Below are 21427 nucleotides of genomic sequence, written 5' to 3'. Positions count from 1 at the left end.
GCACAGCGCCGTCCGTCGAAGCGACGCCCGACAGCGCCAGGGGCGCAGGCGTGGTGGCCACCGATGCGATGCGCTTCACCACTCGCACGCGCGATGTGTCCGGATAGTCCGTGTCGTCGGCGCCGCCACCCAGGCTGTTGGTGAGGCTGCGCAAGGCGTTGGCATACGCGCTCGGAATGCCTATCAGCGTCGCCAGATCGCCCTTGAGCCCCGCAATCAGGTTCATGACCTGGCTGGCCCACGTGAGCGGTAGTGTGGCCAGGGAAATGACCTGGCGCAGCATCTCCAAGCGCTGATGAACGGCCGCAACGAATGCCGTCATGCCGTCAAAGCTCATCGGCTCCAGCGTGAAATCGTCCACGGCAGCATCGGCCATCTTGTCGTTGCTGTCATAGGCCACATCCACCGCATCGACTTCCCCGGCCGCGACGGTGCCTCCGCCTGGCACGAAATCAATGGTGATGGTGCAAGAGCCGCCCTTGTCGTTGCTCTCGTGAACCGACCAATCGTGTGCGCGGACCCACTTGTCACCCAACCACGGGTGCGTCAGCCAGTCGGGGCCTGGCTGGTTAAGCATGTCCAGGAATGCATCGCGCTCCAGGTCGTAGTCCGGCCCAATGAAATAGGCGTTCAGCTTCCAGTCCCACGCCTTCGCGCCCAGGTCTTCCACCTCGGGCTCTTCTGCGCCGGGCAGCTCGTGCACGGCGAGGCGACGGCCGCCGCGTGCTTCGTGGCTCTCAGTCAGAAAATCGACGCCGCGAAAGCTCGCGCCGACCAAGCGGTCTTCCCAGCTCATCAGGGCGCTCCGTTCCAAACGTTACCGGTGTTCATCTGCACGTTGCCGCCTGTGGCCTGCACGGACTGGCCTTGCAGTACCAAGCCAGGCGCGAGGCCAACGGTCATCCGGGCGTTCACGTCCACCGGCTTCTGCTCGGCTGGCTTCAGCAGGTCTTTGAGGCCTTCCCACGCCAAGCCCAGACCGCCACCCACTGCGGCACCAATGCCTGTACCCAGGACGGGCACCACGCTACCCACCATAGCGCCCATAGCAGCGCCATTGAGCGCACTGGAGCCGTAGCGGGAAATTGCCGACTCTTCGCCAAAGACTTTCTCAAGGGCATAGTCACCCACCAGGGCACCCACGCCAGCGATGCCGCCGACCTTGCCCGCCTTCATCGCGCCCCGGCCAACGGCGCTGCCCGTCGCCCAGGCGGCAGCGCGGCCGATTGCACCGCCCGCCGCACCAGGACCACCCATCGCAACCGAAGCGAGGCCCGCAGCGCCTGCCAGTGCCCCCAGAGCGACCGTCGCGAGCGTGGTAGTGCCGACCAGGAGCGGATGCTTCTTCGCCAGATCGCCGAAGGCTTCAGCGGCCTTGCCGATTGCGGGCGTCAGGTTGTCCATGGCGGACTTTTGCGCCACGGCTGCGTCTTCCTTGGCCTGTTCCATCTTGAAGTCGGCCGTATCTGCAATGCCCTTAAAGGACGTGGCGATTTCCGCGCGCTCGGGGGCCAAGCCATACTGGCCGCGCACCTTTCCCAACACGTCTTTGGTGTATTCCTGATTGTTCATCACGCCCAGGAACGCCATCAGCGACTGCTGGTTGTGGAACACCTTGCCGACGGCCGTACCCTGCACCTGGGCGCTCATGGCTTCCAGAATCTGCCGCTGGCCTTCCTTGTCGTTCTTGTCAGTGGCACGCAGCTTGGCTTGCAGCTCTTGGAACTTGGCGTCTTTGGAGAAAATCGACTGCATCATGTCGATGGTGGCGCCCACCTTGTCGATGCCTCGGCTCTGGTAGTCCAGGAACACGTCATCAACACCCTTTAGGCGCTTTTCCTTCTCGCCGCGCTTCAGCTTCTGGCCGTTGGCCAGGTACTGCTCCGCCATGTACTTGCGGAAGTGCGGCGTGTTCAGCTCGTTCAGCAGGTCGCGCAGATTGTTGCCTGCCTCGTCGCGGGTGCCTGCCGTAATGACCGATGCCTGATTCCAGGCGGCCAGCTTCGCAAAGCCTTCCTTGCCCGATAAGCCCAGGTTGCTGGCCATTGCCATCTGCTGCGGCAGCCACTTGGCCATATCCCGCAGCTCGAAGCCGCCCGCCTGGCCGGCCACCATGGCAGCGCTCAGGATTTGCGGCATGTCTTCCGCACTGATCTTGAATGACTGCTTCGCGCGGATGGCGATGGTGGCCAGTGCATTGGCGTCGGTGCCGGATGCCGTGGCGGCCTTCATGATGCCCGGCAGCATCTTCATCGCATCGGTATCAGACACGGTGCCGGACGCGATCATGGTGTCGAGTGCTTCCGCCGCCTGCTCGCGTGTGCCACCACCTTCACGACGCGCCTTGTTCACAGCATCCTCCAGCGACTTGGCACCGATCTTACGGCCCGCGGCGTCGCGTTCGGAATAGGCGGTATTGGCCATGTTGGCCAGGCGCCGGTCATAGCTCATGGAGCGTTCCGCAGGCCCCTTGAGCGTATAGGCGGCAGCACCGATGCCGGCGATGGCAGCACCAGTGAACTTCAGGCCGGCAGCGGCTTTCTGCGCAGCCGTCAGACGCCCCATTTCGTTGGTCAGCTCCGTGACCTTCTGGCGCATCTGGCCGACGGCTGCGGCTTGCTCGCGCCACGACATGGTGCCGGAGCGCGCCAGGCGGTTGTACGCCGCTTCGGTTTGTTGGATTTCGCGCTGAATGGCGCGCTCCGAACGCACACCCAAGGTTTCCCGCGCGTTGGCAAGACGCCCATATTCGCTACGTTGGCGCGCCGCACTTTTCTCTGCTGCCTCGGCGGCTTTCTGTGCAGCCTTCTCGCTGGCGGTGGCCGTCTTGGCTGCTGCCTGTTCTGCCACTTTGGCAGTCTTCTGAATCGCGGCCTCCGCGCCCGCGTCAACGACTTTGATTTTGACCGCTACATCAACGGAGGGCGACGACATGAAAAAAGCTCCAGTACCGGAAGGTATCTGGAGCTTATCGGGGGGACTTCGCTACTGGCAGCCGGGAAATGTTTCCTACCAGCTCTGGCGCGCTACTCGAATTTCTTACCGTCCATCTCGGCTGCGATCTTGGCCCAGGTGAACAGCTCGGGCAGCGGCATGGCTCTGACGACGGGCAGCGGCTGGTGCAGCACGCGCGCCACCAATGCCGCAGCGAGCAGCACGCGCGCTACTTTTTTCGCGCTGCGGCCGTGGTTTCATCCTCGGGCGGCGTTTCATCGCCTTCGGCTGTCGGTTCCCGGGCTTCCTCTTCGTCGGCCTCAACGATGGCGTCGGCCATCTTCTCGGCCCGGCGATAGTCAATGCCGCGCAGCTTTTTCACCATCTCTTCGTCGGTGCCCGTCAGGCTTGCGATCAGCGCAATGCGTTGCGCTACGCCACCGCGCTTGTCGAATGCCAGATAGTCTTCGGCAATCGTATGGTCGCGGAAGGTCAGGTGATTGATGGTGGTTTTGCCGAACGGTAGCGGGTGCTTCAGGGGTAGTTTTGCCATGGCGTTGGTCTCTTCAGTGGCTGGTAAAGGTCAGGCTGCTGCGTGCAGCGCCTCACGCAAGGCATAGCCCATCAGCGGCCACACCTTTTGCACAGCGTTCTGGCGCGCGATCTTGCGGCCGATCTCGGCGTTGAAGTTCTCTGGGCTGGCGCATGCCGATTCACCGGTCACTGTGAAACCGTTGCGCAGTACCAGCACGCAGAAGGTCAACAGGTGCAGGGACGGGTGACGATCACGAAAGTGATCGCGGCCATCGCGCCCGGCCATCATGCCGTCTTCGGCGGTGAAGTAATGCTCGCTTGCGATGTTCGCTTCGATGTCGGCCGGCGTAACACGCGGCGCAGTCAGGGCCAGGGCCTGAATTTCTCTCTCGATGTTGTCCATGGCTTGCTCTTAGGAAATCCGCTCGGACGTGTTGGCCAAGATGGTCACCTTGCTTGTGCCATCGTCCATAGCTACGGGTTCAGACGTGAACGCCTGGCTCAGGAGGTACACGCTGCCATCTGCCATTCGCACGGTCACGTCTTCGTTCTCGATGGCGTTGATGGCATCAATGTCCAGACCCGGCGTCAGGTTCAGGCTCAGCTCCAGCTTGGCCGGCATGCTGGAGGCAGTGAATCCTCCGTCTTGCGCCAGGCGGCCGGGCTTGTGCTCACGTTTCGTGCCGCTGGGCGTGAACGTACCGGGCTTGTCGGCCAGCGGCAGCTTGCCGATGGACGGCACCGACACGGTACGGATGTTGTTGAGTTGGGACACGTTGAACTCCCTTCAAATTGCGTTGAAAACCAGGACTGCGCGGGCGTCGATCAGACCACCGGCACAGCCTTGCGGAAGCGCGAGCGGCCCGCGAGGATGTAGAACGGCGAGTTGACCACCGGGTCATCCAGGAAGTTGAAGCGGCTGGGGTTGTCCGGGTCTTGCTCCACCACCAGCGTGCTCTTGTAGTAGCTGTACGCCTGCACCCAACCGTATTGCGCCATCAGCACGTTTTGGTAGAGCGACAGCAGGAACGCTTTCACGCCGTCTTCCGTGGTGATGGGCAAGCCAGGCCGGTAGCCTTCGTCCGTCTTAGCCGCAACGGTTCCCCGGAACTTCTTGATGGCGCCTATGCGCTGCTCATAACGGATGCGCTCCATGACCTCGGCCACATTGATGTCCAGGTAGGCGTCGTCCGTGCTGCCATCGGAGCGATGCTGGTACATCGAAATCAGGCGCTTGATGTAGCAGGCACCATCCGTGCCCACTTCCATGAGGCTCATGCCCTTGAACAGCAGGCTATTGCCGTTCGTCCAGTCGTGATAGCTCGTGGCCACAAGCCCAGGCAGCGGCGTACCTTCCAGCGAAATCACCGGGTTGTTGTACAGCTTCGGCGCGGCGGCAGCGGCCAGCGTTGCAGCAGCCTCCCACGTCGTGGGCGGGTTGATGCCCAGCGACAGGTCCGTGATGTGCTCGTAGTTCTTCGTCTCGCCAAAGCTTGCCGCTGCTGCATAGTCGCCACGATATGCAGCGAATGCGCGGAAGCCGGCTTGCACGGGCACCTTGTAGCGGCGTTGGCTTTCCGCATGCCATGCCGCCAGTGTTGCGGCATCGTTGATGCCCAGCACGACGTAGCGGAACCACTTCTGACCAATCAGCGTTGGCAGATCGCCCGCCAGCGGGTCACCCGTGCCACCTGCCATGGCAGTCAGCGCTAGCGTGAGCCCTGTCGGCATGTCTTCGCCATACAGATTCAGCCGCAGGTCGATGGCGTTGCCGCAGGTGCCCTTGTGGCGCGCGGTGAGCGTTACCACAGCGCCGGCCGCAACCGCAGTCACAGGAATATCCGCGCCTGCGTCCGTGATGGCTTGTGCGATGGCGGTCGCAATCTGCGCAGCGGTCTGGCCGGCAGTAACGCCCACAGTGATGGCGCGTTGAGCGATGTACAGCGCAAGAGTACCGTCACTGATAGCCGCATTGGTGACGTTGATGGAGCCGGTAGCTGCCACACCGGCCGCGTTGTCCGCGTAGGGCAGCATGTACAGGTCGAACGTCTGATCGACAATGCGATAGCGCGCGGCCATCTGCGCCAGCATCGAACCATCGCCCGCCTTGGTCTTGGCATCCGCGACGCTGGCGACACGCACCAGCTCGCCAGCCGGTGCCGTGCCGGTGGCCAGCTTCTGACCGACCAGGAGCACAACGGGCAGATCACCGCCCAGGCCCGCTTGGCTGCCGTCAATCTCGATGTACGCGCCCGGATAGCGCAGCGCCTGCGGCACTTCACTGAAGGTAATGGTCACAGCTTTGCTCCCGTGTAGTTGAGCCTGTCAAATGCAGGCGGGTCCGGTAGGTAGTTGGTAATCAGGGCGTCGAACTCATAGCGATCGCGCCAGTACAGGTCGCCGTCGGTGTATTCCAGGACTTGGCCACCGACGAATTTGATGGGGCGCACGCCAGGCTGGAGCTGCCAGCCCAGCAACAGCGTTTTCACGGCAATGCGGTACTTCAGCAGCTCATCGTCCGTATCGCCTTGCTTGTGTGTGCGGCGGTTCTCGATGGCTATCACCACATCGAACGCCAGCGTCACGTTCTCGGCCCGCTCGCCTGCGTGCTGCACCTTGTCTGCTGCGCGCACGATCCATGCGGCCGGCAGCGGCAACGCTTCAGGGCGAACCTGGGCGAACTCGGCGGCGCCAGCCACCTGCCGAAACCAAATGCCTGCGAACTCGGCAGGCTTCGGCTTCACGTGTTCAATCAAGGGCGTCAGCGAAATCACAGCCCGACCTCATCAATGTAGGTGCGGCCAAAGCGGCGCGGCGCGCTTTCAATGATGGCCAAGTCATCGGAAGGCACCGGGTCATCGGGCGCGGGTGGCACCAGACTGATATCGCCGCGCGCATGCGCCTTGAGCGTGTCGATGACGCCCTCATAGGCGCGGCGCACATCGTCCGTCATGGCCTCCGCGCCTTGCAGGTAGTACAGCGCCACAGTGGACGCCAGCCGGGCCAGCAGCGTAGTGCGCACCGCCTCAGGGATGCTGTACGACAGCAGCAGCGCATCGGCGTCTGCCAGTGCACGGTCGATGGCATCCAGGGCGAGCGTGACGGCCTCTTGCTCGCGCGGCGTGAGGTCGCCTAGGTCGCCTCCCTCAATGGCTGTGCGCAGCGCCTCTTCCGGCACCATGTCGAAGTCGGCGGGCACCGCCAACTGCGCCAGGCGCCGGGCGTTGCTGCGCGCCAGCAGGTCAGAGCGGGAGGCGAAGCCCATTACTTGCCTGCCTTCTTGGTGGCGGGCTTGGACTTCGCGCCGTCGTCTTGCGACTGCTCGGCCGTGTCTTCTGCGTCCTCGGGCATGTCGTCCGGGCGCGTGTCCGTCACGTCCAGCATCTGCTCTTCTTCCAGGCGCGTGGCCGTGGCTTCGTCCACTTCCACCTTCTGCCAGGCTTGGCCGAAAGCGAAGCCGCAGCGGAAGAAACGCTCAATGCGTTGCTTGGGCTGCGTGCGTACGTACAGTGTCTTCACGTTGAATCTCCGAAATCTGCCTCTGCTCACAACCCGGCGGGACAACTCCCGCCGGGGGCGCTCCTGCTCTCGCTACGGGGGTATGAGTTGGTTACATGAAGGGCGTAACGATCAGCCCCACCTTGTTGTAGTTGGTGTTGGTGGCGCCGTTGGCGTTCTGCACGGCCTTCAGCAGGGCTTCGGCCGCAGCTTGGTTGTCCGGGCCGCAAACCAGCAGGTCGGGCACGATGCCGAGCTTGCGACCACCATCGCCCTTGAACTTCATCATGGCCGTGTAAGCCGCGTTGAAGTTGTCGGCGTTGAGCGGGGCCTTGGAGCCGAACGCGCACTGCCAGAAGCCGTAAGCCGCCTCGCCACGCCAACGGCCACCGAAGCTGTACACGTCCAGGTCGAACACGTTGGGGTGCTGCGTGGAGGTGATGCTGTCGAACTGCGCGGGCGTGCGCTCTTGCAGATAGATGGGCGACGGTGCGCGCTTCGTGCACAGCAGCACCCACGGCGCACCGGCGCCGTCCTGCATATTGCTCACGCTGGTGGCTGCGCCCGAGCCGTCTTCGTTCGCATACACCGGATGGTCGGTGTCGAAGAAATACTGGCCGTCATAGCAAGGCGAGGTGAAGCCAGCCGCCAGCGCTTGGAACACCAGATCGTTCTTCAGATCGGAAGCTGACTGACCGGCCGACTCGGCAATCGTGCCGTACTGGCCGACTTGATCGTCCTCGATGTCGGTGCGCTCCACATCCACCGTGCATTCGAATTTCCGGTTCGGGACGTTGTAGCCGTTTTCCTTGAACTTCTTGTGCATGCGTGCACCGATCCATTCACGGAAGGCCGGGAATTGGCTCAGCCACTCATATGTGTTCGACTTGCTGTTGCTTGTCACCGGCTTGGCGACTTTCTTCCAGTCGTCCGCCGTGAGCACCAGGCCGGCGTTCCAGCGGGCAATCAGCGTCGTCTTCAGCGCGTCCAACTGCGCTTGTGTGAGTGCACCCATCGTTTTCTCCTGTTGGGTTGTTTCGGGGTGATTCCTTCGTCTTGGGCCGCAACGCCAGTTAGGCCGTCTTCGGACCCTTGGCGGCGATGTACTGTTCGGGCGTCACACCCATGCGGGTGCACATGGCCAGCTCATCCTTGGTCAGGCTATGTTTGCCGTCGCCACTGCCTTCCGTTTGCTTGTCCAAGAGAGCCAGCGGCTTGCTCGCGTCCAGGTATTCGGTCAGCGCGGCCAGCGATTGCTTTTCCGCCCACGGCTTCTGCGCCGGGGTCAGGCGTCCATCGGTCAACGCGGCTTGCAGCAGATCGCCGTGTTGCTTGCGCTCGGCGGCCAGGGCGGCTTCGGCTTTTTCTTTCTCGATGCCGTCCACCCTGGCCTTGAGCGCATCGCGGTCCTGCGTCAAGGCAACGACTTGTTGGGCCAGGCCATCGCGGTCTTTGGTCAGCGCTGCGAGCTGCGATTTCAGGCCGTCACGCTCGGTCGTGAGCGCGGCGATTTCTTGCTGCGACATGTCGAACTCCCCTTCTCGAAAGTTGAATTGCTTGCGGGCCAGAGCGGCCACGGCTTCTAGCCCATCCAGGGCGGGTGTGTTGGTGAGTGCGACCGAAAGGATTTCGAGCACTTCACCGGTGACGGGGCTGTAGAAGAAGACGGCGCTGATGTAGCGGTACTTCTTCTGCGCGATGAGTTGGGCGGCGTCATCCACCCAAGCGATGTTGGTGGCGTAGAGCCCTTTGCCTTCGCGCCATTCGAGCGTGCGAGGAATCCAGCCAGCCGCATCGGCGCGCTGGCCATTCACTTCCTTGTAAATGCTCTGGTGGTCGTAGTCGATGAGGATGTCGTTCTGCTGGCGCGCGGCAACAGCAATGACGCGGGCAGCGATGGCGGCGTCGAGCTGCCATGCAGGGCAATCGAACGGTCGACCATCTGTGGCCTTGAACGGGCCGGGCGGAAGCAGATGCGCTTCGGTCGGCGCGGCACCATCAGGCGCAGCCACCAGCTCGAAGGCCAGTACGGCAACTGCGGATTGGATGGTGGTTTTCTGCGTCACGGCGTTGCTCCTTGTCGATGAGGAGCATTCTTGCCGTGGGGGGTGTTTGGGTCAGCGCGGGAAACGTTTCGCACCAGCCAAGAGAGGCGACGCGTTTAAACGCGCTCAGAGGCGTTCGGCTTGGTCCCAGTCCCGTGGCAGGGGCCTGGGGCTGAAACGCGTTTTTAAACGCCTTTCAAACGCGAATGGAGGCATCCGCAAAGCGGCGCCACCGTGAGGGGCGCCGGGTGCCGTCAGAAGAGGTCTAGCTGGCGGTCGTCGTCTTCGCGGCAGATGTTGAGAATCTGGCGGGACGATAGGTGATGGCGGCGGGCCAGTGTGTTGATGCTTGCCTGTCCGCGATCCCTGCGAATCTGCGCGTCACGCACGCGGATAAACAGCTTGTCGGCCTTGGGCAGCCAGCAGCGGCCGTCTGAATCCAGGTGCGGCGCGAGCGTGGAGCGCAAGCGCGCCAGCTCGTCCGGCTCCAGGCCGAGCGCTTGGGTGCGATAGAGAGGGATGCTGACGTTGACCCCGCCGTGATGCGTCAGCCAATTACGTGCACGGCCGAAGCCCAATGCGCGCACGACAGCGCGCAGCACAGCCGGCAGCGTCTTCAGCAGCTCTTCATCCACGGCCGGATAGGCGTTGTCCGCGCGTTCGGTATCGACTGACGCGGCCGGCACAGGAGGATGACGAAAGCACGGAAGCGAGTTCGGCATGGGTTACCCGCGCGCGAGCCAGCCCTTGAGGGCTTCAGCAACCGTTTGGCATTCCTTGACGGCAAGGCTGTCCAGATCGGGCACCTGGCGCCCCACCTGGCGGGCGCAGAACGCCAGCAGCGCCGGGCGCGTTGCCTTGTCCACCTTGCCGGCCTGGCCGAGCTTGCCCCACAGGCGCACTAGGTGCGCAATGCGCGGCGGCACTTCGGCTGCCTTGCCTGCGGCCTTGTGGAAGACACGGCGATGGCGCGACCAGCCCCGGCGCTCGTAATCGTCCAGGACTGCCCCGAGCTGCGCAAGGTTCAGAGTGCTGGCGGACACGCGGCCGTCAACCACGGCTGCGCCGTGACGGGCCAGCAGATCGCGGTGGGTGTCATCCGACCAGCCCGGCAGGTTGGCCGTGGCCCAGCCTTTGGCGATGCCGACAAGCTGGCGATAGTGCTTGATGAGGGAAGTGGACATGTTCATGCCTCCGGCATGTGGGGCACGTCCGCGCCGGTGCCAACCCCACCACGGAGGGTGGTACTGCGCTCCAGAGTGCCGATTTCTTCCTCAAGAGCACACTTGATGGCGCGCGCCTCGCCCAGCAACTGCTCAAGCACCGCATGAGGCTCCAGGCATGCTTTGACTGCGATTTCTTCGCTGCCTGTGGCCGAGTCACCGGACAGCACCCACTCCAGGTCGCGCAACGCGCTGGCGACACGCTGCAAATGCGTCGCAAACGCACGATGCAGAGGCGTTCGCGCGCAGATGCGAAGCGTGTCTGCGGCATCCTCTACACGGGCGTACACGTAGTTCAAGCTTCCCCCGCTCATAGTCAAGCCCCCGCGCCCAGGATGCGCACGCCCGTTCCCTTGCGGCTGGCAAGCCAGTTAATCCAGCGGGCCAGCGCGTCGCCCTTCGCAGAGTCGTCCGGTGTTTCCGGCGCCTCGGGCACGCCTGGCACAAGCAACTTCTCGCTCTTCCGGCTGTGCCGCGCAGCCACGCTAATCAGGTCCACCACCGCCTCGCGCGGCCCCTGCGCAAAGGCAATCGCGCCGTCCGGCACTACATCAGCGAACTCGATCAAGCTGCTTTTCCAGCAATAGGCGTAAATCTTCATCACTCCCTCCGGCTGCTCATCAGTACCCGGCCACCACGCCAGGCAGACACCCGCTTGCGCGGGCGTTTCGCGGGTGGGCTAGTTAGGCGGCCGCTGCATCCTTCAGCGCCTTAGCTGCCGAGAACTTTGGCGCCCGCTTGGCGGCAATGGCGATGGCTTCGCCCGTCTTCGGGTTGCGGCCGGTCTTGGCTGCGCGTTCCACGGAGCCGAACTTGCCCAGGTCGGTAATCGTCAGCTCGTTGCCGGCCCGCACGGTGTCAAGAATGGTTTCGGTCAGGGCGTTGAGCAGGTCTTCGGCCTTGCCCTTGGTCACTTCGGCCTTGTCTGCGAGATGCTTGATGAGTTCTTGCTTGGTCATTACAAAGGTTCTCCTAAGGTTTGCCGCGAAGCGCTCGCGGCGGGCGTTACTGAAATCGAACGGCTTGAGCGTTACAGTGCGGCAAAGTCCAGGGTGACGGCGGTGGGCTTCTTGGCGCCCTCGGCACGCTCGTAGAAGCGGATGTAGGCCGTGGTGCCCACCACATCAACCGATTCGCTGATGGCCTGCATGGCGCGGGTCCACTTGTCGTCGCTGATGGCCAGGCGGCGCAGGGCGAGCACGCGGCCGGTGTTGATCTTTCCTTCCTTGTCCGTCTCGAAGGCTTGCTGCACCAGCACTTGAATCTTCGGGTCGCTGCCCTTGGCCCATTCCTTGATGCACTCGTCGATGAGCACCTTGGCGGCTTGCAGGCGTTCATCGAAAGCGATGTTCTCGGCCTGGGACACAACTACCTGCTGGCGACCGTCGAACGTGCTCAAGGTGACGTTGCCCTTTGCGCCGCCCAGCTTGACTTCGTAGCGCTCGGCCGACAGCGATACAAAGGCGTCTGTGTCATTGAAGGCTTGGCGCTTGAACTCGGCCATAGCGGCTTGTAGCGCCTTGGCTTTGGCCACCAGCTCGCGCACCAGCTCGTCGCGCTGGAGGTCGATAGGGTGGATGGTCGATTCGGGCACCAGGTGGCCGCGCGCGTTGGCGCGGTAGCCGGCCGGAATGGCTGCGGGTTGCTGTGTGGTCATGATTGGCGTCCTTTCTTCAGGTTGGTGATTGCGTCGCGCACGTGGCCGGGCATCTCGGTTTTCGGCGGTAGCGGTGCGCTCACGGCTACCGGGCCTACGGTGGTGGTTGTGGATTGGCGGCGAGCCTCCGGGGTGCCGGTGCCGGCAATGCCACGCCGCTGCGCTTCCTGGCCCGCCTCGGCTTGGCCTGCCGCGCGGGCAGCCTGGCCAGCGATGACGGAGCGCAGCCAGCCGTGAGACTTCAGCGGCAGCTCTAGGCGGCCCAGGTTGGCTTGGTCCACGGCGTAGCTGAAGGCCGAAGCCCACAGCTCCATCGGCGCCGCGTACACGGTGCCGTCGCGCTTGACCTGGGCCGCACGCAGCTCCGGTTCCAGCTCGCGTATGAGGTTGGCCATGCGCCCGCTGGAGAGCTGCGTTTTCTTCGGGCCGAACAGTCCGATGTAGCGCAGCAGCGGCTTGACGAAGGTGTCACCGGCCGGGTGCACATCCACCAGCGCCAGCAGCATTTCGCGCACGCCGTCATCGGCCAGCAGCACGTCCAGGCTCATCCGCACGCGGCAGTTTGGGCAGCACACTTCAGGCAGCGGCATTGCCACCCTCCACGAACTCCGGATTCGTCTCGCGCAGGCGGCGGTACAGCACGCGGCGGCGCCCGGCGTACATGGCCTGAAGGCGCGCCAGGTTGGCTTCTGAGCGTGCCAGCTCTTCCATCTGCCACTCCACATCGCGCACGGCGCGAAACTCTTCGCGGTCGAGCAGGCAGAGCTGGCGCTGTACGCCGACGCGCAGGCGCAAGCGTTGCCATTCGGCCCGGACGCGGCGGATACCCGCCATCAGCTCGGCCGCAACTGGCCCTTGGGTGATGTCTGCAAACCGGTTCATGTCGTAGCCCTCGCTTTCAATGCATCAGGAATTGGGAAATCGGCTTCAATCCAGGCCCGGAACGCTGCGGCCTCAAAGGACGGCGCACCCTCAGCAAGGGCATCGAGAATGCGCACAGCAGCCGCGCCACTAGCAGTTACCCGGGTTCGGCGTCGCTTTTGCTCCACGACGATGGGCTGACGTTCTTGGTGGGTTGTCATGTCGCGCCTCACGCCAGCGATTGCAGGCACAGCGCCTGCTTGGCCACGGCATCCACCAGCTTCACGTCCAGCGCGCGGCCACGGCGGAATTCCTTGATGCCCGCCACCAGGCCCTCCACCAGCATCCGCGCGCTGCCCTTGCAGTACTGGTAAAGGCGCTCCACCACCTCTTCGGGCACGTCTTCGGTGCCGAAGCCGGCTTGCACCAGGGCGGCGGCGTCTTCCAGGTTGATGGCGCGCACCGTCTCGGGCCAGAAGCCCGTGCGCGAGCGGATTTGGTCGAACTGGCCATGCAGCGGCTTGATGAGGCCAGTGAGGTGTTCGGTGCCGACGAGCACGATGCCGATGTTGGCCAAGTCACGCAGGCGGCGCAGCGTGTGGAGCTGGTGCGGCGTGAGCGTTTCGGCTTCATCCACGATGAGCAGGCTGTCGGTGTTCTTCAGCGCTGTGACCACCGAGCGGAACTTGTCGTCAATGCTGCCCTTGCCGTCGTAGCCGGTCACTACGCGGGCCAGCAGGCGCACAAGGCTCTGAGGCGTCATGGTCGGCGTGGCCTCAATGAGGTGCGTATTCGGGTGCGTGGCCACGTACCGCTTGAGCGCAAAGGTCTTGCCGGTGCCAACGTAGGCGGTGAACACGGCGAAGTTGCGGTAGCGCCGGGCCATACCGCAAGCGGCATGCGCCAGCTTGTACACACTGGTTTCGACCGCAGGCACCACATCGGCTTTTGTTTCCTCGGCATGACGCATGGCTGATTCCACCGATGCCAGCAGCTTGCCGGGGTTGGTGGCATAGCTGCCCTTGAGAATCTGGTTCAAGCTGCTCGCGCTGATGCGCGCCAGCCGGGCCAGTGCGGCTTGGGTGTAGCCACGCTCTTCCATCCACGGGCCAATGCGGCCGATGAGTGCCACGTCAGCGGCGGAGTAGTGGGCGGGCCACTGGGTCGTTTGCTTGTCCATGGTGTTCTCCGGTTATTTGTCGTTGTCTTCGAGCATCGTCAGGTCGAGCAGCAGCGGCGCATCGTCGGTGTCGTCCACCAGGCGGGCTTCCACTTCGATGGCGGGCAGCACGCCATCGGCCACGCTGTCGGCGTCGAGCACGATGCCCGCGCGGGCCTTCTGTTCGTCCATCTTCTGTTGCAGGCGCTTGATGGCATCTGCGGCGCGCGCCTGGCGCTTTTCTTCCAGGCGGTTGGGCGCGATGGCGTCAATGGTGCGCACCAGATGCGCGTCGCAAATCCAGCGGCCTTCCTGTGTACGCATGACGGCCACGCGGTCATCCATCAGGTCGTATTCCATGACCACCTTCTGGCCGTTGAAGGCATGCAGCTCGGCGTGCCCATAGGAGCGCTTGCCGTGCTTGACGGCGGCGCGATGCACGGTCAGCACGACTGCCTGGCGCTTCAGCTCCGTCACGTTGGCGTGCGGCGGGAGCGGTGCCAGTTGCGACCAGATCGCGGCGCGCGTGGTGCTCTGGTCTTCCGGGTGTGGCCGGTTGGCGTAGCGGTCCAGCCAAGCGTTGAATGCGTCGGCGAACTGGGCCAGGGTGGGCAACGTCATCCGACCGGCTTTGACCTCGCGCACGGTGTGGTTCAGCACTTCGGGCGCCATGTCTTCGCCGCAGTAGAAGGCTGGTTGCCAGAGCTTCAGGAAGTCGTCTTTGACGATGCGGAAGAAGCGCTCTACCCAGCCCTTGCCGTGCGGATTGCCAGGGATGGCATGGATGATTTGCTGCACGCCCGCGCGGGCGTAGAAGCCGGTCATCTCATCGCTCATCAGCTTGTTCTTGTAGCCCGAGCCGTTGTCGATGTAGAGCATCGGCGGCACGTGGTTCCAGCGCGCGAAGCACTCGGCCCACATGTTCTGCACGGCATACGTGCCTTCGTGCTCGTCGGCCCGCCAGCCCACCGGGTAGCGACTGCGCATGTCAATCGCCACGGTCAGCTCCGGGCGCCAGATGTCACCGGTGACGGGGTGTGCCAGGTACACGTCAGCGCGGTAGCCGTCAGCCACGTACACGTCGCCCGGCAGTGCGTTTTCGGTTGAGCGGCGGATGTATGCCTTCTCGGTCAGGCGGTAGAGGTTGCGGCCGATGCGCGCGGGGCTATTGCGTCCGAGCATTGCGGGAACTCCCGATAGATAGTTGCGAACTTGGTCGTAGCTGACCGCGAAGCCATCGACTTCCGCCAGGCGGCGGTGGACGGCGGACATGTCGGGCTTGCCGGGCGCGTTGAAGTACTCCAGCGCAGGCCCCCACCAGCCAGCGGCCTCCACCACGCGGCCCTTGTGGTCCGGTAGCAGCGCAGTCACGCCGCCTTCGCGGTACTGGGCGCACCACTCGCAGATGGCGGAGCGCGAGGGCGTCTTGCGGCCGGCTTTGGCCGCGCCTGCCAGCGCCATGGCGAAGTGATTAGGCAGGTTGCCCGCCTCGCCGCGCTCCAGCAGCAACGCCACCGCGTTGTTCTGCGTCACGCCGTCTTCCACCATGGCGCGCACATACGCCACCACCGTCTCACGCCACGTTGCTACTTGCCGGGCGCGGTCGGTCGCCTCGCGCCACGGGTCGCGGGCGCGCAGTGCCAGCACCTTTGCCGTGGGCATGACCGCTACCGCGCCACCTGCGCTGCCTGCGTCCACGCGCTGAACCAGTTGTGCCCGTGCCATGGCTTATTCCCCCTTGGCCTTGTTGGTGGAACCCTTCGGACGGCCAGCGCCGCGCGGCTTGGCGGCGTCACGCTTCTCTTGCCGGTTTGCGGCCTCGGCGGCGTGACGGTTTTCGATCATCGGGTAGTCGATCAGCCATTGACGGGCCTCGTTGGGGCTGAGGATGTGGGTGCCTTGGATGCGCTCGGGCATGTCGTCTTCGCGCACGAGGCTGGCCATGTGGTCAATCAGGTCCAGGCCACGCGAAGCCATGGCGTGCGCCGTCACCCAAATCTGTTCCATCTGGAGGCGCCATTCGGGCGACTCTTCGCCATTGACCTCTTCAAACAGCTTTCGCAGGCTGTTCACGTTGAGTTCAACGCCGAGTTGAAGGGCCATGCACTCTTCGCGGATTTCCTCGGTGCGCAGGAGGAATTCGGTAGTGCGGTTGACTTGGGACAGGCGCTTGACTTGCGAGTGGGCGCGCTCCAGCTCGGCTTCGTAGTTCTTCTCGCGGCGCTTCAGCGCGCGAATCTCTTCCTTGAGTTCGGCCACCGTCATCAGATCGGCCTTGCCAATGATGTCGTTGCCGGATTCGGCGGCTTGGTCGATGACTTCCTGCGGCAGCGACGCCAGGAGCATCACCTTGACCTTGCCGAGCGCCAGCACGTCTTCCCGTTGATCTTGGGGCAACTGGGCAACGAACTTCGCCATGCGCATGGCTTCGTAAACGCGCTGGGGCGCAAGGCCGTTTTCGTTGATCCAGGCATAGAAGCCTGCCGTATCCGAACGTTCGGATACGTTGCCATCGTTGCCAAAGTTGCCTAGGGACAGTAGCTCTTGGGCACGGAGAAATGCCATTCCGGCGCGGGTAATTTCAAACATTGCCCGGCCGATTGAGTCGGCACCGATTCGTGCCAGCTCGCCCAAGTCATCAGTGGTCACGTTGAACTGTGATGCGATGGTGGCGAGGTTGGCCACGGGTGCAAAAGCAACAGCCTGTGACGGGGCCGTGTTCGCAACGTCCAGCACCTGCGTTGTGTTTGCCTGTGTGGCTTGAACCAGGGCACCCTCGGTGATGCCCAGGTCGATATCTTCGGTGGCTTGGACGACCTTGGTTTTCTTCGTCATGGTCGGCCTCACGCGGCTTTCTTGAGGCCAAGCGCCACGGCGACCTTGTGAGCCTCGCCGTAACGGCCCTTGTTCACGCCGTTGATAACCGCGATGACCGTGCGGTATTCAAAACCCTTTTCCTTGGCCCATTGGGCAAAGGTCTTGCCCTCGCGCTCAAAGCGCGCCTTTACTTGATCCGGGGTCATTGCTACGCTCCGTTCGTTACGATTAAGGATGACTCATTATGGGAAAGAAATCGTTCCCAGTCAATAACGTTCGGGGAAATTTTTCATGACCATCGGAGAGCGTTTGAAGGAAGAGCGCGAGCGATTGCGCCTCACGCAGCCGGCCATTGCCTCTGCCGCCGACACGACGAAGCAAACACAACACGCATACGAAACCGACCGCACGCCACCGAAAGCCAGCTATCTAGCGGCAATCGCTATCCTGGGCGTTGATGTGGCTTATGTGATAACGGGGGAGCGAGCGCTTAATACGGCGCGCACGCCTATGGAAGTTGCGCTGCTGGAGAACTACCGACACAGCCCGGCTGAGGTACAGCGGGGGGTTAGCATGCTTCTCGCGCAAACCTCCGGAGCCGCAGATTCGGTCGCTGTAAAGGGAAAGAAAAATTGATCTACAGAGGGAGTGAAAAATTGAATCGCACAATGCTCATTCTTGCGGCAACAGTCGCCGCCAGCGCACCAGCCATGGCTAAAGGGCCGGTTTCGCCTGAGGTCTTCAGAGACAGCTATAACGTGCATGCGAAAGACCTACTTCCCGCGTTGCAGACAACGCAATGCAGGACGATCAACGCTGCGAAGAAGCCGGGCAAGTCGATCTTGGAATGCCAGACCGTGGCAAACAACACTCTGTTGAGCATTGACGGCATAAACAAGCGCTTTGACGGTGCTTGGCTGATGGTGAACGCGAGCGCACTACCGCACCCTTCTGATCTAATGCGAGCAGGCGGATTGCTGCTCCGCGTTGCGAAGGGGTACCACTATGGCGACCACTTGGCCCTTGCCCAAGAGGCAATTATTGGCGCACAGAAGAGCATGGGAAATCCGTCGTGCGTTGACGATCCAGCATCTGGCAGCCGGCTCTGCGTCTCGACAGACAACGGCACGATCTACAACATGATCTTGAACCGCTCCGAACCCAAGAAGGGCTGACGCAGCGCCCCAACGGAGGCGCCCCCTCTGGAAACGTTTCACGCCTAATCGCGCTTCGCGCGCGTGCGTAACCTCTGGTCATTCCAATGACCCGGAGGTTACGCATGAAACTCCCTCGCCTTACCACGTGGATCATCGCCACCATTGCGTTGGCGATCATCATCGGCTTGCTGTCTCCGCAGCAACTGCCCGTCAGCCTGTACAAGCTATCGCTGGTCACCATGGCCGCTGTGGTGGCGTACTGGCTGGACCGCGCGCTGTTCCCCTATGCCCGGCCGGCCAGCTACCTGTGCAGTGCTGATTGGCGCAAGGATGGGCCGACATGCGATGACGCCGACCATGCCATCGTTACCGGCTACGAGCTGGTGTTTGCCGCCGCCATGCTTCGCCGTGCCGTCATCGTGGCCGGTGCAATGCTCGCCATCGGCTTGGGGGCGTGACCATGCGCCGCCAGTCGATTCTCTTGAGCGTGTTCGCGGCGCTCCAGCTCGCGGCGGCACTGCTGTTCGCATCGGCGGATGCATTCGCCGCCGATGCCACCATCCCGCGCGCTGCAACGCGCTACCGCGCTGACCTGACCCGCATTGCGCGTGAGGCATGGGGCCTTGATGCACCCGTGGCGGCATTCGCCGCACAGCTCCACCAGGAAAGCGGCTGGAACACCGCCGCAGTCTCGCGTGTTGGTGCTCAGGGCATGGCGCAGTTCATGCCCGCTACGGCCAAATGGTGGTGCGCGCTGAATGGCCTTGCCAACGATGAATGCCAGCCCGCCAACCCTGTGTGGGCCATGCGTGCACTGGTGGGCTATGACCGCTGGCTGTATGAACGCGTGCGCGGCGTATCCGAGTTTGATCGACTGTGGGCCGCGCTGCGTGCATACAACGGCGGATTGGGCCACTGGCAACAGGAAGCGGCTACCGTGCGGCCCGCGTTGGATCGCGCAACAGTCGATAGCGCATGTGGTGCAGCGCGCCGCCATCGCAGCTTCTGCCCGGAAAACCTGGGCTATCCGCATCGCATCTTGAACGTCTTGCAGCCGCGCTATCTGGCGTGGGGGCGTGGGGTGACGACATGACCCGCACGCTGATCGCTCTGGCCGTGGCAGCCGCATGCGGCGCCTTGGGCGCGTGGGCTTTCACGCGCAACCACTACACGGCCGAGATTGCCGACATGAAGACCACGCAGGCCACGGCATTGGCCACGGCAGAGCAGACGGCACGCGAGCGCCTTGAAGCCGAACAGAAGCGCGGCAATGTCCTGTCGGCCAAGTTGGCCACCACCGAAGCCTCTCTGACCAAACAGACCCAGGAGCTTTCCAATGCGCTCTCTCGCCTCACTACTGGCCGCAAGTGTCTTGATGCTCCTGTTGTGCGCGTGCTCAACGGCACCAGCAGCGGTGCCGCTTCTGACGACATGCACGCCGCCACCGGCACACCTGATGCAGCGGATGGACCCGCTGCCACCGATACCGACGTCGCTGGCTGGATCAACCACGCCAAAGGCCAATACGAAACCTGCCGGGCACGACTCGGCGCACTGATCGACTTTGAAGAGGGGCGAGTTCAATGAGCAACGAGAAGAGCGTGGGCACAGAAAACGCCCAGATCATGCACAGCATTGGCCAACTGACTGGCGCAGTGCAGGCCATGCACCAAGGCTTAACCGCGCGGATTGAAGACATCCGCGCGGATGTCCGGCGCATGGAAGCCTCGCAGAGTGAGCGAATGGACCGCATTGAGGACTCGCTTGGCAAACGTATCGACGCACTGGAGACCAGTGTGGGCAAACGCATCGATAGCCTGGGCACCCGCGTGACGGCGCTGGAGAATGAGGACAAGCGGCAGATCGAAAAGACGGCCAAGCTGTCTGCCATGGGTGGTGGCATCGGCGGTGCACTGGCAACGGTCGCCGTAGAACTCATTAAGCGCGCTGCGTCGTAACCCATGGCCCATTCGCAAGAGACCCGCGACCGGGTGCGCCAACTCTACGTTGAAGGCATGCCGCTCAATGGCGCGGCAGTGACCTGCGGCGTGAGCTATGACACCGTTCGGGAGTGGAAGACGCGCGCCAAAGCGAAGGGTGACGACTGGGACACCGCGCGGGCTGCCTATCGCATCAGCGATCAGGGCATGGAAGACCTCAACAAGCAGTTGGTGGAAGACTTCGCGCGCCAGGTCATCACCACCACGCGCGAGCTGGAGAGTTCGACCATCCCAGCCGCCGACAAGGCGCAGTTGCTAGCTCAACTGGCGGATGCCTACGCGAAGTTCAGCAAGGCATTCTCGCGCGTGAATCCGTCGTTCTCGGGGCTGTCTGTTGCGCTGGATACGCTCAAGACCATTGCCGACCATCTGCGCCTGAAAGACCCGGACGCACTGCGCGCACTGCACCCGCATCTGGAAGAGATTGGCGCCACGCTGGGGAAGCGCTATGGCAAGCAATGAGCGCGAGATTAAAGCGGTCAGCAACTGGCGGGAGTTTGAAGAAGAGCTGGCCAAGCTGGGCGAGGACATCCGCAACACCATCGAGTTGGAGTGTGAGGCGTTCGAGACCGATCCAGAGGCCAGCAAGGCTCGCCGTGAACGCGCTTGGAACGACTACGAGTTCTTCTGCCGCACGTACTTTCCGCACTACGTGCCAACGCCGTATTTCTCGCTCTTCCAGCAATTCATCTTCAAGCGCCTGCCGGAAGTCATCGACGGCCCGACAGATGGACGTGAAGTGCATCAAGCCCCGCGTGGCGAGGCCAAATCCACCTACGAGACGCAGCTAGGCAGCCTGTGGTGCATCGTGACCGGTCGCAAGCACATGATCGGCATCATCATGAACACGGAGGAACAGGCAGCCGAGATGCTGGAGTCGATCAAGGCCGAGTTGGACAGCAATCCACGCTTGGCAATGGACTTCCCGGAGGCATGTGGGCGTGGTCGCGTGTGGCAAGCGACGACCATCATCACGGCGAACAACCGTAAGGTGCGCATCGGCGGTACAGGCAAGAAGATTCGCGGCATGAAGCACGGTCCGCATCGTCCTGACCTCATCTTTCTTGATGACCTTGAGAACGATGACAACGTGCGGGACAAGGCGCAGCGCGACAAAGTGGAATCGTTCGTGCTGAAGGCTGTTTTGGGCCTTGCTGGCCCTGGCGGCGGCATGGATGTGTTTTGGCCTGGCACAAGCCTCCACTACGACGCGGCCATCAACCGTGTGTCACGCAAGCCGGGTTGGCGCCGTCGCATTTTCAAGTCGATCATGCAATGGCCTGATCGCATGGCTCTGTGGGACAAGTGGGAAGGCATCTACACGAGCGGCGGCGATGATGACGGCGCGAAAGAGGCAGCAGAAGCCGAAGCACTGGCGTTCTATCTGGCCAACAAGACCGATATGGATGCCGGCGCGGTGGTTTCGTGGCCGGAGGTACGTCCGTTGTATCGACTGATGTGCATGCGTGCGACCGACCACGATGCCTTCAACCAGGAACAGCAGAACGAGGCCGGAAACGACGACACGGCTCCGTTCAAGAC

Annotated in this window: 32 protein-coding genes and 1 other RNA gene; 8 read left to right on the top strand and 25 right to left on the bottom strand. The window is 63.1% G+C overall.

Translation table 11 applies throughout. The features are described 5' to 3' along the window. The 25 genes from JHD73_RS18605 to JHD73_RS18490 all read right to left on the bottom strand — a co-directional run. On the bottom strand, window positions 1–796 hold a 796-nt coding region (locus JHD73_RS18605; protein WP_199031732.1), incomplete at its 3' end, for a DNA circularization N-terminal domain-containing protein. Beyond that, window positions 796–2934 carry a phage tail tape measure protein gene (locus JHD73_RS18600; protein ID WP_199031731.1) on the bottom strand — a complete coding sequence of 713 codons (2139 nt, stop codon included), beginning with the start codon at window positions 2932–2934 and terminating at the stop codon, window positions 796–798. The genes JHD73_RS18605 and JHD73_RS18600, both read right to left, overlap by 1 nt. Window positions 2935–3026: 92 nt before the next feature. Next, complete coding sequence (locus JHD73_RS29535; RefSeq protein WP_269848293.1) at window positions 3027–3158, bottom strand: hypothetical protein; 132 nt, start codon at window positions 3156–3158, stop codon at window positions 3027–3029. A gap of 5 nt (window positions 3159–3163) precedes the next feature. Continuing rightward, complete coding sequence (locus JHD73_RS18595) at window positions 3164–3487, bottom strand: phage tail assembly protein (RefSeq protein ID WP_199031730.1); 324 nt, start codon at window positions 3485–3487, stop codon at window positions 3164–3166. Between the two features lie 30 nt (window positions 3488–3517). Continuing rightward, the gene (locus JHD73_RS18590; protein ID WP_199031729.1) at window positions 3518–3871 is read right to left on the bottom strand and encodes a Gp49 family protein; all 354 of its coding nucleotides are present in this window, start codon (window positions 3869–3871) and stop codon (window positions 3518–3520) included. A gap of 9 nt (window positions 3872–3880) precedes the next feature. Next, window positions 3881–4243: a phage tail tube protein gene (locus JHD73_RS18585; protein ID WP_199031728.1), complete on the bottom strand. Its 363-nt coding sequence runs from the start codon at window positions 4241–4243 to the stop codon at window positions 3881–3883. 50 nt (window positions 4244–4293) lie between these two features. Beyond that, window positions 4294–5766 (bottom strand): phage tail protein, encoded by a 1473-nt coding sequence (locus JHD73_RS18580; RefSeq protein WP_199031727.1) that lies wholly within the window; start codon window positions 5764–5766, stop codon window positions 4294–4296. Then, window positions 5763–6212, bottom strand: a complete 450-nt coding sequence (locus tag JHD73_RS18575; RefSeq protein ID WP_368735548.1) for a hypothetical protein — start codon at window positions 6210–6212, stop codon at window positions 5763–5765. The genes JHD73_RS18580 and JHD73_RS18575 overlap by 4 nt, the downstream gene beginning before the upstream one ends. 26 nt (window positions 6213–6238) lie before the next feature. Further along, window positions 6239–6733 (bottom strand): phage protein Gp36 family protein, encoded by a 495-nt coding sequence (locus JHD73_RS18570; protein WP_199031725.1) that lies wholly within the window; start codon window positions 6731–6733, stop codon window positions 6239–6241. Continuing rightward, window positions 6733–6987: a hypothetical protein gene (locus tag JHD73_RS18565; RefSeq protein WP_199031724.1), complete on the bottom strand. Its 255-nt coding sequence runs from the start codon at window positions 6985–6987 to the stop codon at window positions 6733–6735. The genes JHD73_RS18570 and JHD73_RS18565 overlap by 1 nt, the downstream gene beginning before the upstream one ends. Before the next feature lie 91 nt (window positions 6988–7078). Further along, complete coding sequence (locus tag JHD73_RS18560; protein WP_199031723.1) at window positions 7079–7981, bottom strand: Mu-like prophage major head subunit gpT family protein; 903 nt, start codon at window positions 7979–7981, stop codon at window positions 7079–7081. Window positions 7982–8039: 58 nt separating this feature from the next. After that, window positions 8040–9032: a phage protease gene (locus JHD73_RS18555; protein ID WP_199031722.1), complete on the bottom strand. Its 993-nt coding sequence runs from the start codon at window positions 9030–9032 to the stop codon at window positions 8040–8042. 233 nt (window positions 9033–9265) lie between these two features. Next, complete coding sequence (locus tag JHD73_RS18550; RefSeq protein ID WP_233177049.1) at window positions 9266–9733, bottom strand: DNA-binding protein; 468 nt, start codon at window positions 9731–9733, stop codon at window positions 9266–9268. Window positions 9734–9736: 3 nt separating this feature from the next. Further along, window positions 9737–10195, bottom strand: coding sequence for a phage protein GemA/Gp16 family protein (locus JHD73_RS18545; protein WP_199031721.1), 459 nt, complete (start codon window positions 10193–10195; stop codon window positions 9737–9739). A gap of 2 nt (window positions 10196–10197) precedes the next feature. Next, window positions 10198–10533, bottom strand: a complete 336-nt coding sequence (locus JHD73_RS18540) for a hypothetical protein (RefSeq protein ID WP_199031720.1) — start codon at window positions 10531–10533, stop codon at window positions 10198–10200. A gap of 17 nt (window positions 10534–10550) precedes the next feature. Beyond that, on the bottom strand, window positions 10551–10835 hold the full coding sequence (locus JHD73_RS18535; protein WP_199031719.1) for a host nuclease inhibitor protein: 285 nt from the start codon (window positions 10833–10835) through the stop codon (window positions 10551–10553). Window positions 10836–10841: 6 nt separating this feature from the next. Continuing rightward, an RNA gene (locus JHD73_RS18530) (hammerhead ribozyme type II) lies at window positions 10842–10908 on the bottom strand. 9 nt (window positions 10909–10917) lie between these two features. Then, window positions 10918–11193 carry an HU family DNA-binding protein gene (locus JHD73_RS18525; RefSeq protein ID WP_199031718.1) on the bottom strand — a complete coding sequence of 92 codons (276 nt, stop codon included), beginning with the start codon at window positions 11191–11193 and terminating at the stop codon, window positions 10918–10920. Window positions 11194–11264: 71 nt separating this feature from the next. Continuing rightward, a complete protein-coding gene (locus JHD73_RS18520; RefSeq protein WP_199031717.1) occupies window positions 11265–11891 on the bottom strand; it encodes a DUF3164 family protein in 627 nt (208 codons plus the stop codon). Continuing rightward, window positions 11888–12481: a hypothetical protein gene (locus JHD73_RS18515; RefSeq protein WP_199031716.1), complete on the bottom strand. Its 594-nt coding sequence runs from the start codon at window positions 12479–12481 to the stop codon at window positions 11888–11890. The genes JHD73_RS18520 and JHD73_RS18515 overlap by 4 nt, the downstream gene beginning before the upstream one ends. After that, a complete protein-coding gene (locus tag JHD73_RS18510) occupies window positions 12468–12773 on the bottom strand; it encodes a hypothetical protein (RefSeq protein WP_199031715.1) in 306 nt (101 codons plus the stop codon). The genes JHD73_RS18515 and JHD73_RS18510 overlap by 14 nt, the downstream gene beginning before the upstream one ends. 208 nt (window positions 12774–12981) lie before the next feature. After that, entirely contained in the window at window positions 12982–13932 is a 951-nt protein-coding gene (locus JHD73_RS18505; protein WP_199031714.1) for an AAA family ATPase, read from the bottom strand. Between the two features lie 12 nt (window positions 13933–13944). Continuing rightward, complete coding sequence (locus JHD73_RS18500) at window positions 13945–15636, bottom strand: DDE-type integrase/transposase/recombinase (protein WP_199031713.1); 1692 nt, start codon at window positions 15634–15636, stop codon at window positions 13945–13947. Between the two features lie 3 nt (window positions 15637–15639). After that, window positions 15640–16746: a transposase gene (locus tag JHD73_RS18495; protein ID WP_199031712.1), complete on the bottom strand. Its 1107-nt coding sequence runs from the start codon at window positions 16744–16746 to the stop codon at window positions 15640–15642. An 8-nt stretch (window positions 16747–16754) separates the two neighbouring features. Next, window positions 16755–16934, bottom strand: a complete 180-nt coding sequence (locus JHD73_RS18490; protein ID WP_199031711.1) for a DNA-binding protein — start codon at window positions 16932–16934, stop codon at window positions 16755–16757. A gap of 85 nt (window positions 16935–17019) precedes the next feature. Between JHD73_RS18490 and JHD73_RS18485 the strand changes: the two genes are divergently transcribed. The 8 genes from JHD73_RS18485 to JHD73_RS18450 form a co-directional block, all read left to right on the top strand. Beyond that, window positions 17020–17364, top strand: a complete 345-nt coding sequence (locus tag JHD73_RS18485; protein ID WP_199031710.1) for a helix-turn-helix domain-containing protein — start codon at window positions 17020–17022, stop codon at window positions 17362–17364. A gap of 20 nt (window positions 17365–17384) precedes the next feature. Beyond that, window positions 17385–17903 carry a hypothetical protein gene (locus tag JHD73_RS18480; protein ID WP_199031709.1) on the top strand — a complete coding sequence of 173 codons (519 nt, stop codon included), beginning with the start codon at window positions 17385–17387 and terminating at the stop codon, window positions 17901–17903. 104 nt (window positions 17904–18007) lie between these two features. Continuing rightward, on the top strand, window positions 18008–18343 hold the full coding sequence (locus JHD73_RS18475; RefSeq protein WP_199031708.1) for a putative holin: 336 nt from the start codon (window positions 18008–18010) through the stop codon (window positions 18341–18343). 2 nt (window positions 18344–18345) lie between these two features. Beyond that, window positions 18346–18978 (top strand): lytic transglycosylase domain-containing protein, encoded by a 633-nt coding sequence (locus JHD73_RS18470; RefSeq protein ID WP_199031707.1) that lies wholly within the window; start codon window positions 18346–18348, stop codon window positions 18976–18978. Beyond that, window positions 18975–19472 carry a hypothetical protein gene (locus tag JHD73_RS18465; protein ID WP_199031706.1) on the top strand — a complete coding sequence of 166 codons (498 nt, stop codon included), beginning with the start codon at window positions 18975–18977 and terminating at the stop codon, window positions 19470–19472. The genes JHD73_RS18470 and JHD73_RS18465 overlap by 4 nt, the downstream gene beginning before the upstream one ends. Beyond that, window positions 19469–19843: a hypothetical protein gene (locus tag JHD73_RS18460; RefSeq protein WP_199031705.1), complete on the top strand. Its 375-nt coding sequence runs from the start codon at window positions 19469–19471 to the stop codon at window positions 19841–19843. Before JHD73_RS18465 ends, JHD73_RS18460 begins: the two co-directional genes overlap by 4 nt. Before the next feature lie 3 nt (window positions 19844–19846). After that, window positions 19847–20347, top strand: coding sequence for a DUF1804 family protein (locus tag JHD73_RS18455; protein WP_199031704.1), 501 nt, complete (start codon window positions 19847–19849; stop codon window positions 20345–20347). Beyond that, window positions 20334–21427: hypothetical protein (locus tag JHD73_RS18450; protein ID WP_199031703.1), on the top strand; the 1094-nt coding region annotated here is incomplete at its 3' end. The genes JHD73_RS18455 and JHD73_RS18450, both read left to right, overlap by 14 nt.

The organism is Ralstonia sp. ASV6 (assembly GCF_016429285.1).
Lineage (GTDB): Bacteria > Pseudomonadota > Gammaproteobacteria > Burkholderiales > Burkholderiaceae > Ralstonia > Ralstonia flaminis.
Note: the sequence above shows the minus strand (reverse complement) of the source record. Positions and strands in the feature narration are given on the sequence as shown.